The organism is Bacillus sp. FSL R5-0585, assembly GCF_038004545.1.
Classification (GTDB): domain Bacteria; phylum Bacillota; class Bacilli; order Bacillales; family Bacillaceae_G; genus Bacillus_A; species Bacillus_A cereus.
Genome location: NZ_JBBORJ010000001.1, coordinates 1,288,663 through 1,310,128 on the forward strand (window position 1 = coordinate 1,288,663; position 21,466 = coordinate 1,310,128).

Sequence of the window (21,466 nt, forward strand, 5' to 3'; positions counted from 1 at the left end):
TAGAAGAATATATGAATTAGAGACAAGAAAGCTCAAGTGAATTGAAAACCTTTACTTTTTTGTTTTGGAAATAGTATTTAATTAAACAGTATGGTACTTTATTTTAATAATTGAACAACTGCCTACTAAAAAAATTGATAGGCAGTTGCTTTGCTTTTGGGTGAAAAAAATGATTTTTCTTTAATCTGTAATAACAGTTATAAATTAATTTTAATTATCTTATGAAATAGGGAAAATCAATATAAGTTATAATGATTACTTGTTTTTTTGTTTTACTTGTTCTTTTAATTCATCAAGGGTCTTACCGCTAATATTGTCAGTAATAGTTTCATGTATTTCATTTTTTAATACAATTGTTTTTCCTGCAAGTTGTGCTTTGGAAGACATTTTACTTTCATTAATAGTTTCTATGTTTGTCTGAAGATCTGCTTTGTTATTTTCATCAAAGGTAATTGCGAATGGTTCAATTGCTCCGTAGTAGTTACCAAATAATTGATCCTTCTTCAAAAACATCATATATTTTTTATTAACCATAGGTTCGATATATAAAGGATCCTTATTTTGCACCTCTTTAGTAGTTATCTTAGTAGCCTTTTTTGTAACTGTGCCATCTGGTGCAACAACTGCATTAGAATCTTCAAGTTTTACAGTTTCAGCGAAACGATGATTGATTTTTATTTGTTTATTTTCATTCACACCTTTAATTGTTTCGGAAATGTTGAAATTATATAGATGTCCTTCAACGTAATTTTCTTTGTCCTCTTCCGATGGATTACTTGGATTACGTGCCATATTCCACTTAGAGTCAAGACCTTCATATTCACCGATTACAACTAGATCTGCTTCATTAATCATTTGATTTAAATCACTTGTAGCAGGGAAATCTTTACTGAGAATAACAGTTTCGGTATTCTTATCTTCTTCAGCAACAGGGGAGAAGTGACTATTAAATGCTGAATATCCTCCCAAACCAATTACTGTAGCCAAAGGTATTGCAATTACCATAGTTTTTGCTTTTTTACTTAACATTAAGAAATCATCTCCTTTTTCTGTTAATAGATTGCATTTACACCATTTTTATCGTCAGTTTGAGGGACATGCATAGTAGTACGATTACGATTGCTGTTCATAATTGAAGTACCACTGTTGTGACCTATTCCTATTGCATGACCAAACTCATGGACTCCTGTACTTTTAGCAACATTTGATTTTGTAATATTTGTATTACCTGCGTTAATATCACCGGCAAATTTCGTTACTTTTTTAGTGGATGTATTATAAGATGTCTTCATTCTTCCATAATAAGTAGAGGAACTTTCAAACCAAGAGTTTAATGTGTTCACAGAAGAAGCAGAAACTGTAAAATTAATACGAGAAGCAGTGTACCAGGCTGAATCGGCAGCTTGCCAACCAGATTTGATGATACTTGAACCATCGTCTAATCTGTCTCCCCATTTATATGTAGCTGATTTTGAAGGCAGCTTCCATCCTTCTTTTACATAAGCCTCTGAAACGCCAACGCTTGAAAAAACAAACACAGTACCTAATAAAAATGCAGTAATCCCTTTTTTAAAATTCATATTATCCCTCCAAAGATTATTTTTAACAAGAGAATTATAGCACCATTCTCTTGTTTTGGATTAATATTTAATTAACATTTAGAATATTTTGTATTGAGAAAATATAATTAGGGAGACTTTATTATAATGTATAAATATAAAGCAATGAAATGGTGTCTATGTTTATTCATATTTACTTTTTTAATTATTATTGGTAAAACAATTTGGTCCAGTATAGATGTGGCAGGAGTGTCTAGCGTGTCATCGAATTCTGAAACTATAGTATTAAATAAGACATTCAAAACTACAAATCATTTAAGCGAAATGGTTGAAGAAGCAGACGTAATTGTACTAGGTGAATATGACGGCTTATACTCTAAATGGAATATGGCAAACAGTTCATCACATGAGATTCAAAGTGAAGATGTTGAAGGCCATTTGTTTAGTTTTCATGTCAAAGAAATCTTAAAAGGGGACTATGTAAAGAATGAAATCTTAATAAATCATAGATATTCAGAAAATCTCGTATTAGAGGAAAGTAATGAAATCATTGATAAAAATGGAATCATTCTGAAAGGTGCTACGAAAGTGTTTACTAAAAAAGTAGAAAATAAAGATCCATTGTATATAAAACCAAAATCCGAGGAGACATATATAGTTTTTTTAAAAGAAAATAATAAACTTGGACATTTTTATCCAGCTTTAGAACCTTTTATGATTGAATTTGATATAAGAAATATTGCACACTTAAAGAGCAATCTAATAAATTGGGATAAAAATAAATATAAATTTGAAACAAAGGTTAAGAATAAAACTTTTTATATTGAAAATGACATAGATTCAACGATCAAAGATAATATTAGCGGAAAAAAATTGAGGGACATTAAGGATTTTGTGAAGAGGACTTCAAAAATGAACTGAAATCTAATAAATAGCGTAAAAGCTAAAAGATTTTCGCTTTGAGAACATCTTAAAATATTAAATTGATGGTAACTTTGTTGTATCTCTTTAAACATACCTATATTAAAACCCAAATTTCTCAATTTAATGCTGAGATATTTGGGTTTTTCTAAAGTAATCAATTTTTTAAAAAATTTTTAGAAATTTAAAGATAAAGTATTGTATACATGTAAGTATGATTAAAAATGCAAAGTTGTAAATGCTAAATTTAATTAAATACGCCTTACTCTCTTTACCATTGGCTTGAGTGAATAGTTTATAGGAAATTACACTGGCTAAAGATGCGATAATTGTTCCAAGCCCTCCAATATTTACTCCTAGTAATAAAGCTTTCCAATCAGAAGTAAAGTTTGATAGAAGAATTGAAGTAGGAAAATTGCTAATCAATTGACTCAAAAATATGGAACTAAAGAAGACTGAAGTATCTCCTTTTAAATTAGCGCGAGCAAATGTCTCCAGCGCATCGGAATGGGAAATGTTTCCGATAAAAATAAAAAAACAGACAAAGGTTATTAGAAGAAAGTAATCGATCTTAAATAGTAAGTTTCTATCTAACGTAAATGCTGCCATCAATGTAACTATTAGCGCAATGTAATAACTAATGACACCAAAAATAGATGCAATGATAGTGATAAGTATCAAAATCCAGATGGTAGCTTTTTTTCGATTCTTCACGGTAATAACAGGTAGTTCTATTTTTAAATCTGTTTTTTGAAGTTTTTGAGTAAATATAAATAACAAACTGATTCCAAGTACAGCTAAAAGCAGGATTGAACCTAAAAATGGGATGAGCTTAATTCCATAGTAAGAATATAAGTATAAATTTTGTGGGTTTCCCATAGGCATCAAGCTACTGCCGATGTTTGCCGCAATTGTTTGCAGGATGATTGTATCCATCATGTTCATTTGTGTTTTTTTACTAATGACAAGTGTTATTGGCACAAAAGTGAGGAGAGCGACATCATTTGTTACAAACATGGAGCAAATAAAGCATAACAAAATTAGAATAATAGATATTGACCTGCTGTTATTGCATTTATTTAAAATCGCAACGGCAAGTTTGTCTAATATCTTTAGCTGTTCCAAGGCCTTAATGGCCACCATTAGATTAAATAAGCTAATTAACACTTCAAAGTTAATATATTCGATCTTTGGCGAATGTATTAAGCAGCTTACAATTGCTAGTATCAGTGAAATGGTAAGCACTAAATCCTTTTTTAAAAATTTGAATTTCATAAGGAGTCTTTTTTTATTTTGAACGAATACTATTTCTTTCACAATACACCACCTGTAATCTATGTTAGTAAATATACGTTTTTTGGGATAACTCGATATTGCTAGAAAAGAGGATGTCATAAGGTCCTAAATAAGAGTTTTGTAATGTTTCATCCTTTCAACAAAATCCTTTTTTTCTTAGTGTCTTTCATGTTGTAAATATGTGCAATATAGACGAATCCAACTAGGGGGATTAATTGAGAAAACAAATGTTTTTTGTATGATACCATAAATAAATTAAATGCTCTATTTTTTTAATATTCTTATAATATTCTATTGATTCTTGATTTCAAATACTTTATATGAACTTCTAAAAGAGAAAAAGTATGCATGTTTTTATGAAGAAAATAGAGGCTTGTCAAAGGATAGGTAGAACAAAATCTGCGACGTTTGGATACTGTATAAAATTCACAAAATCTCACTGTTTTTTTAGATGAAAAATCTTAAAATATTTTTTTGTTTTTATAAAAATCTGTACTTTTTCGTAACATTCTGTACTTTTAATTATAAATTAAAGACAAGCTTCTCTTAGTTAAAGATTGAAAGCGCTTTATAGGTTTTTCGTGAAATTTTTACCTAGCTTATTTTTGAGATTAGTAGTAAGAAAGGAGATATTTCCATGTTCTTAAGAAAATTAACAAAAAACCAGTTAATCACTATTGATTATTATGATTTAAATATAAATCACCGGTAAACGAAACAAACATAATAGTACAACAACATTAGTGGATAAGAATATTGGTTTTGCAGAAGGGGATAGAGCATCGTGTGTATAAATGGTAAGTTTTTAGAAAATTCAGTTTTGTAGTTGCGTGTTGCGATGTTTGTTTAAACAGGCCAATTCTATTCATATAGAAAATTTTTATCCTTGTTGTATTTGAATATGAATGAGGTATTTATGCCAAGGAATATAGGTGATTTTATATAGATTATGATAGATAAATTTTTGGTATGGAGTGATAATATGGAAAGATTTTTTGTAGAGTTAGTCGGATCAACAAATGATTTTTTATGGTCTAAATTGTTAATTATTATGCTTGTTATTTGCGGAATTTATTTTACATTTAAATTGAATTTTGTACAGTTTCGAATGTTAAAAGAGATGGTCCGTGTATTAATGGAGGGGAAAAGTGGTTCTAAAGATCAAATATCTCCTTTTCAAGCGTTTTGTATTGGTATGGCAGCCCGCGTTGGAACAGGGAATATCACAGGAATTGCGATTGCAATTGCATTAGGGGGTCCTGGAGCTGTATTTTGGATGTGGATTATTTCTATTATTAGCTCGGCCTCCAGTTTTGTCGAAAGCACATTAGCACAGATATATAAAGTAAAAGATAAAACTGGTTTCCGCGGTGGTCCATCCTATTATATGGAAAAAGGGTTGAATAAACGTTGGATGGGAGTATTATTCTCTATTTTAATCACAATTACTTTTGGTCTTGTATTCAATTCAGTACAATCAAATACAGTTACAATTGCTTTTCAAAACTCATTTGGTACAGATCGTCTAACAGTTGGGATAATCATGGCCATTGCTTTCGCTGCGATTATTTTTGGTGGTGTACAACGTATTGCAAAAATGGCTGAATACAAGGTGGTATTTTTAGCGGTATTATACATTGGAGTTGCATTATTTGTTGTAGTTACCAACATATCAAAAATGCCGGAAGTTCTTTCTCTTATTGTTCAAAACGCATTTGGTTTTAAACAAATAGCAGGCGGTTCAATTGGTGCAGCACTTATGAATGGAGTTAAACGTGGTTTATTTTCAAATGAAGCTGGTATGGGAAGTGCACCAAACGTTGCCGCAACAGCAACAACAAGTCATCCGGTGAAACAAGGACTGATTCAAGCATTTGGTGTATTAACGGATACACTGATCATTTGTACTAGCACTGCCTTTATTATCTTGCTGTCTGATGCATATAAACAACCGGGGTTAAATGGTATTGCACTTACACAAGCAGCATTAAGTGAACACATAGGTCCTTGGGCATCGGGTTGTCTTGCTATCTTTGTTTTTTTATTTGGATTTGGTGCGTTAATTGGCAACTATTATTATGGTGAAACAAATATTCGCTTCTTACATACAAGTAAAGTGTGGTTAATGATATACAGAATAAGTGTGCTGGCTATGATTGTATTTGGTTCTGTTGCAAAGATTCAAATTGTATGGGATTTAGCGGACTTATTTATGGGCTTTATGGTTATTATTAATTTAATTGCTATTACCTTACTTTCAAAAGTAGCATTTGCGGCGTTACAAGATTATATAAACCAGAAAAAAGCTGGTAAAGATCCTATTTTTTATAAAGAAAACATTAAAGGGCTTGAAAATATTGAATGTTGGGATAGTTATGAGAAAACTTCAAAAAAGAAAAGTGTGTAATAAGAAGGATATTCAGACTGCAATATGTCTGAATATTTTTCTTGGTTCTAGTGCAAATATTATTGATTATAGTAAAGAAAAAATCATTCTATATAAAGTTAATAGTACGGGGGAATATGATTAAATGATAAAGAATTCTAGCGTTCAAGTTGAGGGTCAAGAAAAAGTTTGCTTAGATCAATGGGTAGCTCATTATCGAACGTATGCAGCTAAGGGACGAAGCGCCAGTTATATTCCTGCTCTGGGGGAAATAAATGTATCGCAGTTAGGTATTTGTATAGTAAAGCCAGATGGAACAATGATAAAATCAGGAGATTGGGAGATACCTTTCACATTACAAAGTATATCAAAAGTAATCGGTTTTATAGCCGCTTGTTTAAGTCGCGGTATTTCTTATGTATTAGAACGAGTTGACGTAGAGCCAACTGGAGATGCCTTTAATTCAATTATTCGTTTAGAGATACATAAACCAGGAAAACCTTTTAATCCTATGATTAATGCTGGAGCAATTACGATAGCTTCACTTTTGCCAGGGACATCGGTGCAAGAAAAATTAGAATCTCTATACGTATTAATTGAAAAAATGATAGAGAAGCGTCCCGCTATTAATGAAATAGTATTTCAATCAGAATGGGAAACGGCTCATCGTAATAGAGCATTAGCATACTATTTAAAGGAGAATGGTTTTCTAGAATCAGATGTGGAGGAGACACTAGAGGTTTACTTAAAACAATGTTCGATTGAAATAAATACAGAAGATATTGCCTTAATAGGGCTTATACTAGCACATGATGGATATCATCCTATTCGCAAAGAACAAGTGCTCCCTAAAGAAGTAGCTAGGTTAACAAAAGCTTTAATGCTTACTTGTGGAATGTACAACGCTTCTGGAAAATTTGCTGCTTTCATTGGATTACCAGCTAAGAGTGGGGTATCCGGCGGAATTATGACACTTGTTCCCTCAAAATCTAGGAAGGATTTATCGTTCCAAGATGGATGTGGTATTGGTATTTACGGACCGGCCATTGATGAATATGGGAATAGTTTACCAGGAATTATGTTGTTAGAACATATTGCAAAAGAATGGGATTTAAGTATATTTTAAAAAGGAGCACAGATATTTTGGTGTTAGAGCGAGTCCAAAAGTGTTCAGACCTTATATTGTGTCTGAACATTTTTGAGTTATAAAGTATCTTTCTAAAGTAGAAGGGTGTAATGAATACTCACAATCTAGAATGCTTTCGTTTATATCTTATTTATCAGTTTTTGAAAAAAATAGAGTAAGTATTGTATTAATGCAAATAGGTTTGTATACTGACTGTTAGGCGAAAGTGAGAAGTGATTATTTTGAATCTTAGTAATTTAGTAAAAAAAGACATCTATATTCTCGTTTTAATGATACTTACAGTACCCTTAGTAGGTGAAATAAAGTCATTTCCTTTAAATGAAACATTTAGAATGAGCTTTGGCGCACCAACATTTTTCTTTTTTTTGTTATTGTTTCGACGAATTCCAGCATTTTTACCGGGTTTTTTAACAGCGATAGTCGTGGTAGTATTTCGTATCTCAATGGATGTCATTATAAAGGGAAATATGGATTGGCTAGCCGCTTTTCATACTCACTATCCTAGTTTTTTCTTTTATTTTACTTATTCGTATCTCTTTCATTTAGCAAAAATCAAACGTTTTTATCATCAACCACTAATGATTGGTTTTATTGGTTGCACGATTGAAATACTGTCAGACTGTGTGGAATTAATGATTCAATATTTCGTATTAAAAACATCAATCACATCTGAGGCAATAAATGAGATCATTGTTATCGCATGTTCCCATAGCTTTATAGTTCTAAGCTTTTTCAATATGATGAAATTGTATGAAGCGCAATCAAGGGAGAGACACATAAAAAAACAAAATGAACATATGCTTATGCTCATCTCTAATTTATATGAAGATGCTGTTCATTTAAAAAAAACATTACAAGATGCTGAGAATATAACAAAAAAATCCTATGATTTATATAAAACCTTAGACTCTTTTGAGCATAAACAGATGGATTTTCAGTTTCAGGATTTAAGGCAACAGGCATTACAAATTGCTGGCGAGGTTCATGACGTTAAAAAGGATAACCAACGCATTTTTGCGGGACTTTCAAAACTAATTTCTGATGAAAGTTTTACAGATTATATGTCTGTACATGAACTGGTAAACATCATTATACGGGCAAATACGAAATACGCACGGTTGCTAGAGAAAGACATCCAATTTGTGTATAAAATTGATGGTGTGCATCCTCATTATCATATTTACACAATCTTATCTATTATAAATAATATCGTTACAAACGCTGTAGAAGCTATCCAAGGTATGGGAACCATCACAATTGACATTAATAAAGACCACCATTTTATTGAATTTCAAATAGGCGATAATGGTCCTGGTATTTCTTCAAAATATAAAGATTCAATTTTTGAGCCTGGGTTTACTTCTAAATATGATGATTTAGGCAACCCATCGACAGGTATCGGATTATCGTATGTTAAAGAAATGGTCGAACAACTTGAAGGTGATGTTACGCTTGAGGACAGAACCGAAGGAAAAGGATCAATTTTTATAATTAGATTAGGGATTGATCATATAATTTCGAAAGGGTGATTCTATGTATTTTTATATAGTAGATGATGAAAAAGCGGTTCGCTCAATGTTGGCTCAAATTATCGAGGATGAAGATCTTGGGGAGGTTATAGGAGAAGCTGAGGATGGTTTATCTTTAGAGCAACAAATGGTAATCCTTAAAAATATAGACATTTTATTTATAGATTTGTTAATGCCGAATCAAGATGGAATAAAAACAATTCGTCAAATAAAACCTTCGTTTAAAGGGAAAATCATCATGGTCTCTCAAGTAGAATCAAAAGAATTAATTGCTGAAGCTTATTCGCTTGGTGTTGAATACTATATCATTAAGCCAATTAACCGGATTGAAGTATTAACAGTTGTTCGGAAAGTCATTGAACGAATTCGTTTGGAAAAATCGATAAAAAACATTCAAGAATCGCTTAATATGGTACTAAAATTGGATAGTAATTTAAGTACGCAAGAAAAATACCGTAGTGAAAAACATTTAAATACTTTTAATCACTTTCAAAATTCCATTCATTTTCTTTTGTCTGAATTAGGAATAGCCAGTGAAAGTGGAAGTAAAGATTTAATGGATATGCTAGATTATTTATATAAATATGAACAAAATAACACGTTGGAACAAGGCTTTCCCTCACTAAAAGAGATTTTTATGAATTTGGCTCAAAAAAAACTTGGGGATTCAGCTGAAGATGCCGAATTAAAAAGGTTCATAGAAGCTTCCAAACAACGGATTCGGAGAGCAATTTATCAATCATTAAACCATTTAGCATCCCTTGGACTTACTGATTTTTTAAACCCGAAGTTCGAAAATTATGCTTCTAGATTTTTTGATTTTACTACCGTAAGGAGAAAGATGACAGAATTGAATAATGAACCAACAGTACCTGCACGTATTGATACAAAAAAATTTATTCAAGTTCTTTATTTTGAAGCAAAACGAATACACTTGGAATTAAGATGATAAACTCTTGCTCATTATTATTTTCAATTAATAGATTGATAGTTGTTTTCATGTTATTTGTTTTATATAGTCTTTCTAAGAGTGGATTTTCCTTTATTTCATATTGATTTTAAAATCAGAAAATTCCGTATCGATTTGGTAGAAGTGTATGAACTTAGAACAAAAGAATATGTATTTTTTACACATTAATATTCATTTAAAAACGAGTATTTCCAAAATAAAATATAACTACATAGTAAGTTGAATTTAAAAAAAGATGCTATCTTCTAGCATCTTTTTTTCTTTAAGAGGAAATATCATTGATCCTTATATTATTTGAAATTCAAATGCGGGCATATAAATAAGGGAAAAGGAGATAATATTTAACAAATTATAATTGGAAATGGTATTTTAGGTCAGAAATGTTTTTATACTAATTAGGTTATTTGTACTAAATAAGCATAATGTCTCGCTTTTCTGCTCTTTAATCTTATAGTTATTTTTTATTAAGTACATATCGTTTTTTAGAAATCTCAATCCTAGCAGAGTATATAAATTGGGTGATAAAAATGTGGAACATAATTACTTCTTATCTTCCAGATTGGAAAGTCTTTGTACAAGCTTTTATCTTGTTTTTAATTCCGTATACTATCTCAAGATTTTTTCATTGGGTTCGTATGTCAGAGAAAGAGTGGGAAGAATGAGTTGGTGGAAGTCAAGAGACAAACAAGTGAAAAAAAATAATATTCAAAGTAAAACGAAACAAGAGCATAAACCATCTCAAAATGCAATCGTTCATTTCACAAATGATTTTGCCTCTAACTTAGAACTTATAAAGCAACAAATCGGACATAATTCTGATGTTCGCTTTCGGAAGTTTAATATTGGACGCACAGATATTCAGGCTGGGATCGTTTTTGTTGATGGCCTATCAGATAAAGAGATAATTGACAAACATATTATGAAATTACTAATGGATGATTTTTCTGATGAATATAAAAATGAATCTTCTTATGTGGAGGGGACTGTTTCAAAAGAATATATTAAAAATAAAGTTCTTACAATTAGTGAAGTAGCAGAAGTCCATTACATAAAAGATTTAATACCCAAAGTATTGATAGGTTCAACAGCTCTTTTAATTGATGGTTTAGCAGATGTGTTTATTCTTGGTACAACAAAAGCAAATAAACGAAACATTGAAGAACCAGTATCGGAGGCATTAGTCAGAGGGCCACGGGTCGGTTTTACTGAAGTATTAAGTGATAATACCTCACTTTTGCGACGGCATTGTGCGGATGAGAGCTTATCATTAGTAAAGCTACCAGTAGGAGAACGTGCAAAGAAAGAGTTAGTCGTCGCATTTATTAAAGATCTTGCTAGTACAGAATTGGTGGATGAAATAAAAAACAGAATTCAGAAAATTGACATAGACAGTGTACTCGAATCTGGTTATATAGAGCAACTCATTGAAGATAATTATCTCAGTCCTTTTCCACAGATTCAAAATACAGAACGACCTGATCGTGTTATTAGTGCTTTGATGGAAGGTCGAGTAGCTATTTTGTTAGATGGAACACCATTTGTTTTAATTGCTCCAGTTACATTTAGTATGCTGCTGCAATCACCAGAAGATTATTATGAAAGGTGGATTCCTGGTACGCTTCTCCGCTTATTACGCTTTATGACAGCTTTTGTTTCATTATTTGCTCCAGCACTGTATATTTCTTTTATTTCATTTCATCCAGGATTAATTCCCACTAAGCTCGCTATTTCGATTATCGGATCGCGAGAAGGAGTTCCTTTTCCCGCTTTAATCGAAGCGTTAATTATGGAAGTAGCTATCGAAGTTTTACGAGAAGCAGGTTTACGTCTGCCTAAACCGATTGGACCTGCAATGGGAATTGTGGGTGGTTTAATAATTGGTCAGGCTGCCGTAGAAGCAGGAATTGTTAGTCCAATAATGGTTATCGTTGTTGCGGTAACAGCTATTTCTTCTTTTACTATTCCGCAATATAGTGTGGGAATTACGTTACGCATTCTTCGTTTTGTAGCTATGTTTTGTGCTGCGATATTTGGCTTGTATGGAGTTATTCTCTTCTTTCTTTTACTTTGCAGTCATTTAGTGAAACTGAAAAGTTTTGGCGTTCCTTATACTAGCCCTGCTGTTCCGTATCGATTTAGTGACTGGAAAGATTTTATGGTTCGCATGCCATTAAAAATAATGAGACGTCGACCAAAAATAATGCATACTAAAAAAACTATCCGCAAAAAGTAGCTGATGACAAAAGGAAGTGGCCTTCAGTGATTACTGAACCTAAAGACCGAATAACAACTTCGCAAGCAGTTGTTATTATTGTAAATTACATACTCGGAACAGGAATCCTCACTCTGCCCAGAGCATCTGTGGAAAAAGTGAAAACACCAGATGTATGGCTAAGTGTGATATTAGGTGGAATCCTCGCAATGGTTTCAGGAGTAATCATGGTCAAATTAAGTCAAGGATTCCCAGAAAAAACCTTTTATCAATACAGTCAAGAAATTGTAGGGAAATGGATAGGCAGGTTACTTAGTTTTCTTATTATAGGTTATTTTCTTACAACCTCAGCTTTTCAAATTCGTTCAATGGCAGAAGTAATAAGCTTTTTTTTGCTCGAAGGAACTCCTACATGGGCTATTATTATGCCTTTTATGTGGATAGGTCTCTATTTGATTATGAGTGGTATTAACTCAATTGCACGGATGTTTGAAATAATATTCCCTATTACTGTTTTTATTTTTTTAGTCATTTCCTTTATGAGTATCGGAATATTTGAGATAGATAATCTCCGTCCCGTATTGGGTTTTGGGATTAAACCAGTGTTAGATGGGATAAAAACAACGTCTCTCGCATATACAGGTCCTGAAATTATGTTAATTCTTTTGGTGTTTATGGAACAAAGAAATAAAGCAGTAAAAGCTATTTTAGTTGGAATTTCTATTCCGTTAATCTTTTATGTAATAACTGTTGTAATGGTCATCGGTGCATTATCAATTGATGGGGTTGTAACAAGAACATGGCCGACAATTGACCTTATGCGCAGTTTTGAAATTTCTGGATTGATATTTGAACGTTTTGAATCTTTACTGCTTGTAATATGGATTATGCAAATATTTGCTACCTATACGATTAGTTATTATGCAGCTGCATTAGGATTAGCGCAACTCTTTAAAAAGAGTATTCATCCATTTATTTTTGCTTTGATTCCAATCATTTACATCATTGCTATGACTTCGAAAAATATAACTGAATTGCTTAAATTGGGGGATATGCTCGGTAATGCTGCTTTATTTTTATTTGGTTTACTGCCACTGCTTCTTCTTCTTATTACGCGATTAAAAGGAGGAGTAGTGTGAAGCATAAATTTAATTATATGCGGTTCTATTTGGCTTTGTTAGGGGCGCTTTCGCTTCTGTTTTTAACAGGGTGTTGGAGCAGTAAAGAAGTAGAAGAGTTGAGCCTAACTGCAGGTATAGCACTAGATAAAGGGAAGAATTCAACAATTGAGAAAGAGGATGAGGAAGGAGGTTATCCTAAAAGAAATCTTATAACAGCTACTTATCAAATTGTTAGTTCACAAGCACAAAGTAAAGGAAATGGACAACAAAAACGTTATATAAATGTTTCTGAGACCGGTGATTCCATTCATCAAATTGTTCGTGAGTTTTCATTGAAAAGAGAGAGCACAATGTTCAGCCCACATTTAAAAAACATTGTTATTAGTGATAGTCTTGTACGTACATACAGTTTAGAACAATTACTTGAACAGTATCTCCGTGACAATGAAGTTCGGCTTAGCTGTATGCTCTTAATTAGCAAGGGTCTAGCGAAGGAGGTACTGGAATCAAACAAAAAAGGAGAAATCCCAGCATTTCGTTTGTCTGGAATTGCAGATAATAGAAATAGAACAACAAGGATTTTACCTCCTGTATCGCTCGCTAAATTAGAAGGAAAGATGCGGTCAGGGTCCAGTTTTCTTTTGCAAAATGTAATCTCGATAAAAGGAGAAACAAAATTTGCAGGAGCTGCTGTAATTAAAGGGAAGACAAAAAAGTTGATGGGCTTTTTAAATGAACAGGAATTGGAAGGAGTAGTATGGATAAACGGAAAAAGGAATGGTGGTGTGGTAAAAACTTTTGATAAAGAATCAAAGAAACTCATTATATACGAGATAAAGTCAATAAAAAGCAAAATCATACCACATGTTAACGGAAATAATATTTCCTTTGATGTAAACATTGAATCAGAAGGGCGTTTGTCTGAAAATTGGATGCAATCAGGAAAAGATTTTGAAAATGAATTTTTAAAAAGGGAAGAAAAAGCTATTGAAAAAGAAGTAAAGCACTTAGTACATCATGTTACAAAAAAAATACAAAAAGAATACCAAGTCGATATTGCGGGTTTTGGCAACCAATTAAGAATTAAACACCCGAGAACATGGGAGAAAGTCAAAAAAAATTGGGATCGAACATTTAGTAAGGTACCGATTAAATATCATATAAATGTAACTATACAAGATTATGGAGCGTCAAGTTTAAAACGGTGAGATACCTTAATTGAAATTATATTTACATCAAAACAAAAAGTTATAAAAGTTTTAATTTGAAAATTTTTGTAACTTTTTGTTTTTTTATGTCCTTCTTATTATAGATTAAAGAAATGATTTTACCCGGCTATTTGCCGGGCAGTAAGCCCCCCACTTCAAAATTCAGCGAAAGCAAAGAAGTTATTAGAGGTATATGTAAGCTCTATATAGGAAGGAGAATTTTTAAATTCTATTGATAAAACCAGTAATTGTAATAGCCCTTATTTAGAATAATAATTTCAAAATCAATAAAGTTTAGAATAGAAGGAGCAAGATCAAATTATTATGAATAAACAAATAGGATTTATCGGATGTGGAAACATGGGTATTGCTATGATAGGTGGAATGATTAATAAAAATATAGTGTCTCCAAATCAAATAATTTGTTCAGATTTAAACGTCAGTAATTTAAAAAATGCTAGTGATAAATATGGCATAACTATAACTACTAACAATAATGAAGTCGCTAACAGTGCTGACATTTTAATTTTATCAATTAAACCAGATTTATACACATCGGTAATTAACCAAATAAAAGACCAAATAAAAAATGATGTAATTGTTGTAACTATTGCTGCAGGAAAAAGTATTAAGAGCACTGAGAATGAATTTGATAGAAAGTTAAAGGTTATTAGAGTAATGCCGAATACACCGGTACTTGTTGGGGAAGGAATGTCTGCATTATCTTTTAATGAAATGGTTACAGAAAAAGATATAAAAGAGGTACTAAATATATTTAATAGTTTCGGCCAGACGGAGGTCGTAAATGAAAAATTAATGGATGTTGTTACATCTATTAGTGGTTCTTCTCCAGCATATGTGTATATGTTTATAGAAGCCATGGCAGATGCTGCTGTACTTGACGGTATGCCGAGAAAACAAGCTTATAAATTTGCGGCTCAGGCTGTATTAGGTTCTGCAAAAATGGTATTGGAAACGGGAATACATCCAGGTGAATTGAAGGATATGGTTTGTTCTCCAGGGGGAACGACGATAGAAGCTGTAGCAACATTAGAAGAAAAAGGTTTAAGAACAGCTATCATTTCAGCTATGAAACGTTGTACGAAAAAATCTATGGAAATGTCTCGTTTAACTAGTAAGTGAGAAGCGAATTTATATAATATTTAAAATCTATTTAATGTAAAAGAAATATTATGAGGCTAGTTAATAACTAAGTAAATTTATATACAACACTAACGAGAAGAACAAACCTTATTTTAAAGGGGATACAGAAAATATGAGTAATTTACTAAAAAAGAAATCCGTTACACAATTGTTAGAGCATAATCAAAGCAAGACTTTAACGAAAACATTAGGAGCATTTGATTTAATTATGTTAGGGGTAGGCTCGATAGTTGGAACGGGCGTTCTTGTGTTAACTGGATTAGTAGCAGCAAGAAATGCTGGCCCAGCAGTTGTTTTTTCATTTATACTTGCAGCAATTATATGTGGATTTATAGCATTATGTTACGCGGAAATTGCTTCTACACTCCCGGCGTCTGGTAGTGTATATACATACTCATATGCAACAATTGGTGAGTTTGTTGCTCATCTAGTAGGTTGGTCATTGCTATTAATATATATCGTGGCAACAGCGGCTGTCGCTGCTGGATGGACAGGCTATTTCCACAATTTAATAAAGGGATTTGGATTAGAGATACCTAAAGCTCTAGTAACGATTCCTTCGCATGGTGGTATTGTGAATCTACCAGCAGTAATCATTACATTGATATTAGCATGGATGTTATCCCGTGGTACGAGAGAAAGCAAACGAATCAATAATACAATGGTATTGATTAAAATTGGAATGATTTTGTTGTTTATTACGGTTGGTATATTCTATGTAAAACCAATGAACTGGATACCAATTACACCATACGGTTTAAGTGGAGTTTTTACGGGTGGAGCAGCTATTTTATTCGCTTTTACGGGTTTTGATATATTAGCAACTTCAGCAGAAGAAGTAAAAGATCCGAAACGTAATCTTCCAATCGGTATTATTGCATCATTAATCATATGTACAATTATTTATGTTATGGTATGCCTTGTTATGACAGGAATGGTTTCCTATAAAGAATTAAATGTTCCTGAGGCAATGGCTTATGTAATGGAAGTTGTAGGACAAGGAAAAGTCGCTGGTGCAATTGCTGCAGGTGCTGTAATTGGCCTTATGGCTGTTATTTTTTCCAATATGTATGCGGCAACACGAGTATTCTTTGCAATGAGTCGTGATGGATTGTTACCAAAATCATTTGCGAAAGTTAATAAGAAAACTGGAGCACCCACTTTTATAACTGGATTAGCAGGAATAGGGAGCTCTATAATAGCTGGGTTTATTGATTTGAAAGAATTAGTTAATTTAGTTAATATCGGTAGTTTGGTGACGTTTGCGTTAGTTTGTCTATCAGTTATTATCCTTCGTAAATCACATCCAAATTTAAAACGTGGATTTATGGTACCTTTTGTACCTGTATTACCATGCGTTGCAATTGTATGCTGTGTGTTTTTAATGCTAAATTTACCGTTAAGGACATGGGTGTACTTTAGTATTTGGATTACTATTGGGGTAGTAGTATATTTCCTTTATTCGATAAAACACAGTAATTTAAATGAGGAAACGATCTCGAAATTACATGATAAAATTGCGAGATAATAACGATCGAAAATTTTATTAATAATCATATTGATAGTTGAGTAACATAGAAACAGTTTTTTGACATTTAGCAAGAGATAAAATAAGAGATACTAGGGCAGCTAAGTACTTTTTTAGAAACCTTGCCTGTTTTTCATGATTTAAAACTAATAAGGAGAGGAAAGTATGAGTGAATTGCATTTTATGAGTCTAGAAGAACTGGATAATGAATTAGAAAAAGATGACAGTGGTATTTATTTTATTAAAGATTATAATGACAATATTATTTATATAGGCAAGGCTTTTAGTATAAAAAGTAGAGTATTAGCTCATTTTAATAGTTATTCCAATATTAAGGAATATGTACATTTATTTAATAAAGTAGCGTATCTCATTGAAGATAGTTTGTTAAAACGCTCATTGTTACAAGTTACTTATATGATTAAATATAAACCAGTATTAAACAAAGAAGTCCAAAAAGAATTCCCAGAGTTATATACTCAATACATTAAGCAAACAAATAAAAAATCCATGTTGTTAGAAATGGATGAATCTAAAGAAAAAAGGGATGAGTTAAAGAATAGATTAGTAAAATTAGTAGGCGGAAAAACTATGTTTTATGACATAATTTCTCTGTTAAACAATGGATATAACTATCATGTTCTCGCAAAAGTATTGAGCATAGAACTTCAAACTTTAATTATAATGAAAGAACACCGAAACAAATTTCCGATACCACATAATTATAAGAGGACAATAAAGCATCAAGATATAATGTATGCTTTATCTGGAAAAAAGAATTTAAGTACTTCAAGGTTAAACACTTAACTTTAAAGTAGTAAATTCGTTGCTTTTGTAGCTTTTATTGTTATATTGAAATGCAATGTACATCTGTGTTTCAAATTCAATTGGTATAATAAGGGGTGAGAAAGAGTTCCCATAAAAGTACTAGAAGAAATTAGGTTACTCATGCTTAAATAGCATAAGTAGGCACATGTTATTTATAAATATATTAGAAGTGCAATTATAAATATTCAAAGATATGAAAGTAATACAAATGAAATTCTTATTTCTGCTACTACAAGTACTATTGAGCAAATGAAGTATGAAATTGCTTTTGAACTAGGAGTCACACTGGGACTTGATACATCACATCATCTGCAAATGGTTCGGATCGGTGGAGAGATTACAAAACGCTTAGTTCGAATGGCTGAAAAACAGTTAACAGGTCAATACAGATTACACTAAGAAAATAATCCGTATATATACGGATTATTTTTCCTTTAATTTACAAAAAAATAAATTTCGAAATCGAAAAAAACCTCTCAGATTACTTTGTAATGATATTTTTTAGTTGTGTTAATGACATAGGTATCAAAAGGTTGTAAATTCGATATGAACGATGTATGGTCCCTTAAAATGGTTTCGGTGTTATTTGTAATTTTAATTCCATAATACTTAAGCCGATATAATAAAATGTTTTATGTCTAAATCGATATGAAATAATAATCATTAATTGATATTTCTTTTTTTATAGAATAAGTAAAAACTGATACTGTAGTAATTACTGTTTTGAGATCAATTTACTGTGCACCTTAATTATTGAAGTTTTTTGTTGATTAACAACTATTGTATTTGGAAATTAATAATAAGTTTATTTTTTTGAATTCAATTTGTATAAATGATTGAATTGGAACTTTGACTGTTGTTTCTTGCGGTGGTACAGTATCTCTTTTTACTTTCGCTTTATTTTAAATCTGTTTCCAGCTTGGTCCTCGCATTGACTACCACTGTATTTTGTAGTACTTCACTGTTTTCTCAAGTTCAATAATATATCTTGTAGAATTAAGAAAAGAACTTCGTGTATTTCCTTTACTTATCTACTCTGATATTTAGATGCTAACTACAATTAAATAATATATGATTTTTATAAAAAAGATATAGTAATATTTTGTTGTGAATTGTACTAATTTGATATTTTATAGTATTATTTGTCGTGAATTATATCTAACAGAATATATTTTATGGATCTATAAAGGAGAATGTAATGAATACTTCCATCGATATACAACACTTGTGTGATCTTGCACATAAAGCATTTAATGCCCCTGTGCATATTTTGTCTACAGACAGAAAAATTTTATATCATTCTACATCTGATAATGTTTGTAGTCCTTTTTATACTTCAAAAGAAGAACATCTTAGTGATATTTATCAAGAAAACGATCCCTTTAACTTGCCACTTTTCCGAAGTAACAACTATCTTGAAAATTTTGTTCTAATTCATATAGAAAATCATGATGATATTAAAGGGACTATTATAATCGGTCCTACTATACACTCAAAAGATTCAGATGATATGATCATAAAATTTCAGAAAGAATTTAAATCAAATGATAACATTCAAGAAAGACTTGCCTATTATCAGTGTTTATCTGAGATTAAAAAAACTACATTAATTGATATGGGAATTTTATTACATTACATGATTTTCAATGAAAAGTTAGATGTAGATATTGTTTTGGAAAAAAATAAAGTACTAGAGGAAGTTCCTAATAAAATTGTGAAACCTGATTTATATATTTTAAAACGCCGACAAAACAAACCTAAAACGCACAATATGGCATTAGTAAATGATTTCTTTTCGACTATCAAAGAAGGAAATAAAAAAAAGTTAATACAGTATATGTATGCGGTTTCGCAAGAAGATGTTGAACTTATGCTAATAGAGGATCCGCTCAGGAATCAAAAAAACCTTGGAATTATTGCGATTACCTTAGCCACTCGATATGCAATAGAAGGAAATCTGCCACCAGATATTGCTTTTGCTCATAGTATTTTATATATACAAACCCTGGAACAATTAGATAATGTAGAATCTGTAAAGCGATTGTCAGGGGATGCTTTACGTACCTTTGCAGATCGTGTGAAAGAATACAATGCAAAAAAGTATTCTTACGCGGTTACTACATGTATAAAACATATTAATAAAAATGTTTACGATGGAATATCTCTGAATGAACTTGCTAATCATTTAGAAATTACGCCTACTTATCTGTCTAAACTATTTAAAAAAGAAATGGGAATTACTTTAAGCGAATATATTCAAAGGGAACGAGTGGAAGAAGCAAAGAAATTATTAACACTCACTACTTATTCGTTATCAGATATCTGCGCTTGGCTTAACTTTAATGACCAAAGTTATTTTATAAGAGTTTTCAAAAAAATAACTAGCATGACTCCTAGGCAGTACCGTGAAAAATATACAGTAATATAAGCTTGTTATCTGCTGTCTCCAATGTAAAGACTTAAACATGGGTATAAGTATCCCAAAAAATGAAAATTCACTAACCATTATTTTGCTAAAGAAAACAAAAAGACAGAAGGCTGCAAAGTGTTTCAAGTAAGCTTTGCAGCCTTTTTGTAATTTAAAACCTACGTTTATAACGAAGATAAGTTTATAGACTAATATCTTCACATAATATATTTATTGATAAAGATATTATGATGTTTTGTAAAAAAATCAACAATATAACATATATTACTAAATATATCTACATTTTATGCAATTATACATAACTAAATAAAGGTAAAAAAGTATAAAAAAACCTATTATATTATTCTATAAGTATTTTTTCTAAAATAAAATTTCTTGGTTAAGCTAAAATAGTTATTTTTAATCGTATACACATTAATTTGTAATCATTCCAATTACAGAAATGAAATTTACGAATAACTATATTTATATAATTTTTTTCGGTTCACATTTTTATTTAACAGTAAATTATCGAGCATAATCGACAAAATTTTTTTATTTACGCATTAAAAATTTAATGTTTTAATGAACAACATAACTGGTATGACCAGACAGAAAGGAGAAGGTTACGCTAATAGGAATTATAGTGAAGTTATAAGTAACATTATGTCTTTAATAATTTTCTAAATAGTCAATTTATTTACGAGGGGTCAAGAATCAAATTGGTAATAAACGTGTTCTAAGTTTCTGCATAACAAAAGTGAAGTTATTCCGCAATAAAAGTATAAGCAATGTACAGTATAATTTCACCTTTTGTTGTCTAGTAAGGAGTTTGCTGACAAAACTAAGAGGGATATTATCAAATTGAAATTAAACAATGTTATGACAAGATTAACTGTAAGCATTGGTTTATTGATCCTCACGATTCCGTAAGTTAAACCGCAACTTTAGGAAAGAATTAATAATTTACTACTCATAAGGTGCCTGATTCAAATATAGTTAACAAATTTTTGTTATTTATATTTAAAAAAATAGAGTATCGAAATGAGAGATAAATAAAATCCTTACATCCTATTAGAAGTAAAAAACAACGATATTAACGTATCTGAAAGATTTCTCCTTCTTATCTAGTTTACAAAGAGAGCGGTCGTACAAGTTATATGAATTAAGTTATAAAAACAATGGTAAAG

Annotated in this window: 16 protein-coding genes; 13 read left to right on the top strand and 3 right to left on the bottom strand. The window is 31.2% G+C overall.

Features of this window, described 5'->3' with window-relative positions; genetic code table 11:
- Positions 1–255 precede the first annotated feature (255 nt).
- Positions 256–1,029, bottom strand: a complete 774-nt coding sequence (locus tag MKY38_RS06710) for a hypothetical protein (RefSeq protein WP_000949362.1) — start codon at positions 1,027–1,029, stop codon at positions 256–258.
- A 23-nt stretch (positions 1,030–1,052) separates the two neighbouring features.
- Positions 1,053–1,580, bottom strand: a complete 528-nt coding sequence (locus MKY38_RS06715; RefSeq protein ID WP_001009604.1) for a matrixin family metalloprotease — start codon at positions 1,578–1,580, stop codon at positions 1,053–1,055.
- A gap of 126 nt (positions 1,581–1,706) precedes the next feature.
- On the opposite strand from MKY38_RS06715, the gene MKY38_RS06720 reads away from it, so the two are divergent.
- Positions 1,707–2,480: a hypothetical protein gene (locus MKY38_RS06720; protein ID WP_063264095.1), complete on the top strand. Its 774-nt coding sequence runs from the start codon at positions 1,707–1,709 to the stop codon at positions 2,478–2,480.
- Positions 2,481–2,645: 165 nt separating this feature from the next.
- On the opposite strand, the gene MKY38_RS06725 is transcribed toward MKY38_RS06720, so the two are convergent.
- Positions 2,646–3,797, bottom strand: coding sequence for an anion transporter (locus tag MKY38_RS06725; protein WP_000659304.1), 1,152 nt, complete (start codon positions 3,795–3,797; stop codon positions 2,646–2,648).
- Between the two features lie 961 nt (positions 3,798–4,758).
- Here MKY38_RS06725 and MKY38_RS06730 point away from each other — a divergent pair.
- The 12 genes from MKY38_RS06730 (at position 4,759) to MKY38_RS06785 (ending at position 20,297) form a co-directional block, all read left to right on the top strand.
- Positions 4,759–6,183, top strand: a complete 1,425-nt coding sequence (locus tag MKY38_RS06730) for an alanine/glycine:cation symporter family protein (protein WP_000439283.1) — start codon at positions 4,759–4,761, stop codon at positions 6,181–6,183.
- Positions 6,184–6,307: 124 nt separating this feature from the next.
- The gene (glsA, locus tag MKY38_RS06735) at positions 6,308–7,288 is read left to right on the top strand and encodes a glutaminase GlsA (RefSeq protein WP_065223185.1); all 981 of its coding nucleotides are present in this window, start codon (positions 6,308–6,310) and stop codon (positions 7,286–7,288) included.
- Positions 7,289–7,521: 233 nt separating this feature from the next.
- Entirely contained in the window at positions 7,522–8,838 is a 1,317-nt protein-coding gene (locus MKY38_RS06740; protein WP_137071921.1) for a sensor histidine kinase, read from the top strand.
- A gap of 4 nt (positions 8,839–8,842) precedes the next feature.
- The gene (locus tag MKY38_RS06745; protein WP_341048481.1) at positions 8,843–9,787 is read left to right on the top strand and encodes a response regulator; all 945 of its coding nucleotides are present in this window, start codon (positions 8,843–8,845) and stop codon (positions 9,785–9,787) included.
- Between the two features lie 679 nt (positions 9,788–10,466).
- Positions 10,467–12,041, top strand: a complete 1,575-nt coding sequence (locus tag MKY38_RS06750) for a spore germination protein (protein ID WP_341048483.1) — start codon at positions 10,467–10,469, stop codon at positions 12,039–12,041.
- Positions 12,042–12,067: 26 nt separating this feature from the next.
- On the top strand, positions 12,068–13,159 hold the full coding sequence (locus MKY38_RS06755) for a spore germination protein (RefSeq protein WP_065223187.1): 1,092 nt from the start codon (positions 12,068–12,070) through the stop codon (positions 13,157–13,159).
- Positions 13,156–14,349, top strand: coding sequence for a Ger(x)C family spore germination protein (locus tag MKY38_RS06760; protein ID WP_065223188.1), 1,194 nt, complete (start codon positions 13,156–13,158; stop codon positions 14,347–14,349). Before MKY38_RS06755 ends, MKY38_RS06760 begins: the two co-directional genes overlap by 4 nt.
- Positions 14,350–14,673: 324 nt before the next feature.
- A complete protein-coding gene (gene proC / locus MKY38_RS06765; protein ID WP_001041306.1) occupies positions 14,674–15,492 on the top strand; it encodes a pyrroline-5-carboxylate reductase in 819 nt (272 codons plus the stop codon).
- A 133-nt stretch (positions 15,493–15,625) separates the two neighbouring features.
- A complete protein-coding gene (locus MKY38_RS06770) occupies positions 15,626–17,041 on the top strand; it encodes an amino acid permease (protein ID WP_114555888.1) in 1,416 nt (471 codons plus the stop codon).
- Positions 17,042–17,206: 165 nt separating this feature from the next.
- Positions 17,207–17,848 (top strand): nucleotide excision repair endonuclease, encoded by a 642-nt coding sequence (locus MKY38_RS06775; protein WP_065223194.1) that lies wholly within the window; start codon positions 17,207–17,209, stop codon positions 17,846–17,848.
- Positions 17,849–18,046: 198 nt separating this feature from the next.
- On the top strand, positions 18,047–18,268 hold the full coding sequence (locus MKY38_RS06780) for an alpha/beta-type small acid-soluble spore protein (protein WP_078384894.1): 222 nt from the start codon (positions 18,047–18,049) through the stop codon (positions 18,266–18,268).
- A gap of 799 nt (positions 18,269–19,067) precedes the next feature.
- Positions 19,068–20,297: a helix-turn-helix domain-containing protein gene (locus MKY38_RS06785; protein WP_078384895.1), complete on the top strand. Its 1,230-nt coding sequence runs from the start codon at positions 19,068–19,070 to the stop codon at positions 20,295–20,297.
- Positions 20,298–21,466: the final 1,169 nt, after the last annotated feature.

What these genes read in the sequence shown, in the direction of transcription:
- MKY38_RS06730 (WP_000439283.1), top strand. Translation starts at nt 4,759, where the DNA reads ATGGAAAGATTTTTTGTAGAGTTAGTCGGATCAACAAATGATTTTTTA.
- MKY38_RS06750 (WP_341048483.1), top strand. Translation starts at nt 10,467, where the DNA reads ATGAGTTGGTGGAAGTCAAGAGACAAACAAGTGAAAAAAAATAATATT.
- MKY38_RS06720 (WP_063264095.1), top strand. Translation starts at nt 1,707, where the DNA reads ATGTATAAATATAAAGCAATGAAATGGTGTCTATGTTTATTCATATTT.
- MKY38_RS06715 (WP_001009604.1), bottom strand. Translation starts at nt 1,580, where the DNA reads ATGAATTTTAAAAAAGGGATTACTGCATTTTTATTAGGTACTGTGTTT.
- MKY38_RS06710 (WP_000949362.1), bottom strand. Translation starts at nt 1,029, where the DNA reads ATGTTAAGTAAAAAAGCAAAAACTATGGTAATTGCAATACCTTTGGCT.
- MKY38_RS06770 (WP_114555888.1), top strand. Translation starts at nt 15,626, where the DNA reads ATGAGTAATTTACTAAAAAAGAAATCCGTTACACAATTGTTAGAGCAT.
- glsA (WP_065223185.1), top strand. Translation starts at nt 6,308, where the DNA reads ATGATAAAGAATTCTAGCGTTCAAGTTGAGGGTCAAGAAAAAGTTTGC.
- MKY38_RS06775 (WP_065223194.1), top strand. Translation starts at nt 17,207, where the DNA reads ATGAGTGAATTGCATTTTATGAGTCTAGAAGAACTGGATAATGAATTA.
- MKY38_RS06745 (WP_341048481.1), top strand. Translation starts at nt 8,843, where the DNA reads ATGTATTTTTATATAGTAGATGATGAAAAAGCGGTTCGCTCAATGTTG.
- MKY38_RS06785 (WP_078384895.1), top strand. Translation starts at nt 19,068, where the DNA reads ATGAATACTTCCATCGATATACAACACTTGTGTGATCTTGCACATAAA.
- proC (WP_001041306.1), top strand. Translation starts at nt 14,674, where the DNA reads ATGAATAAACAAATAGGATTTATCGGATGTGGAAACATGGGTATTGCT.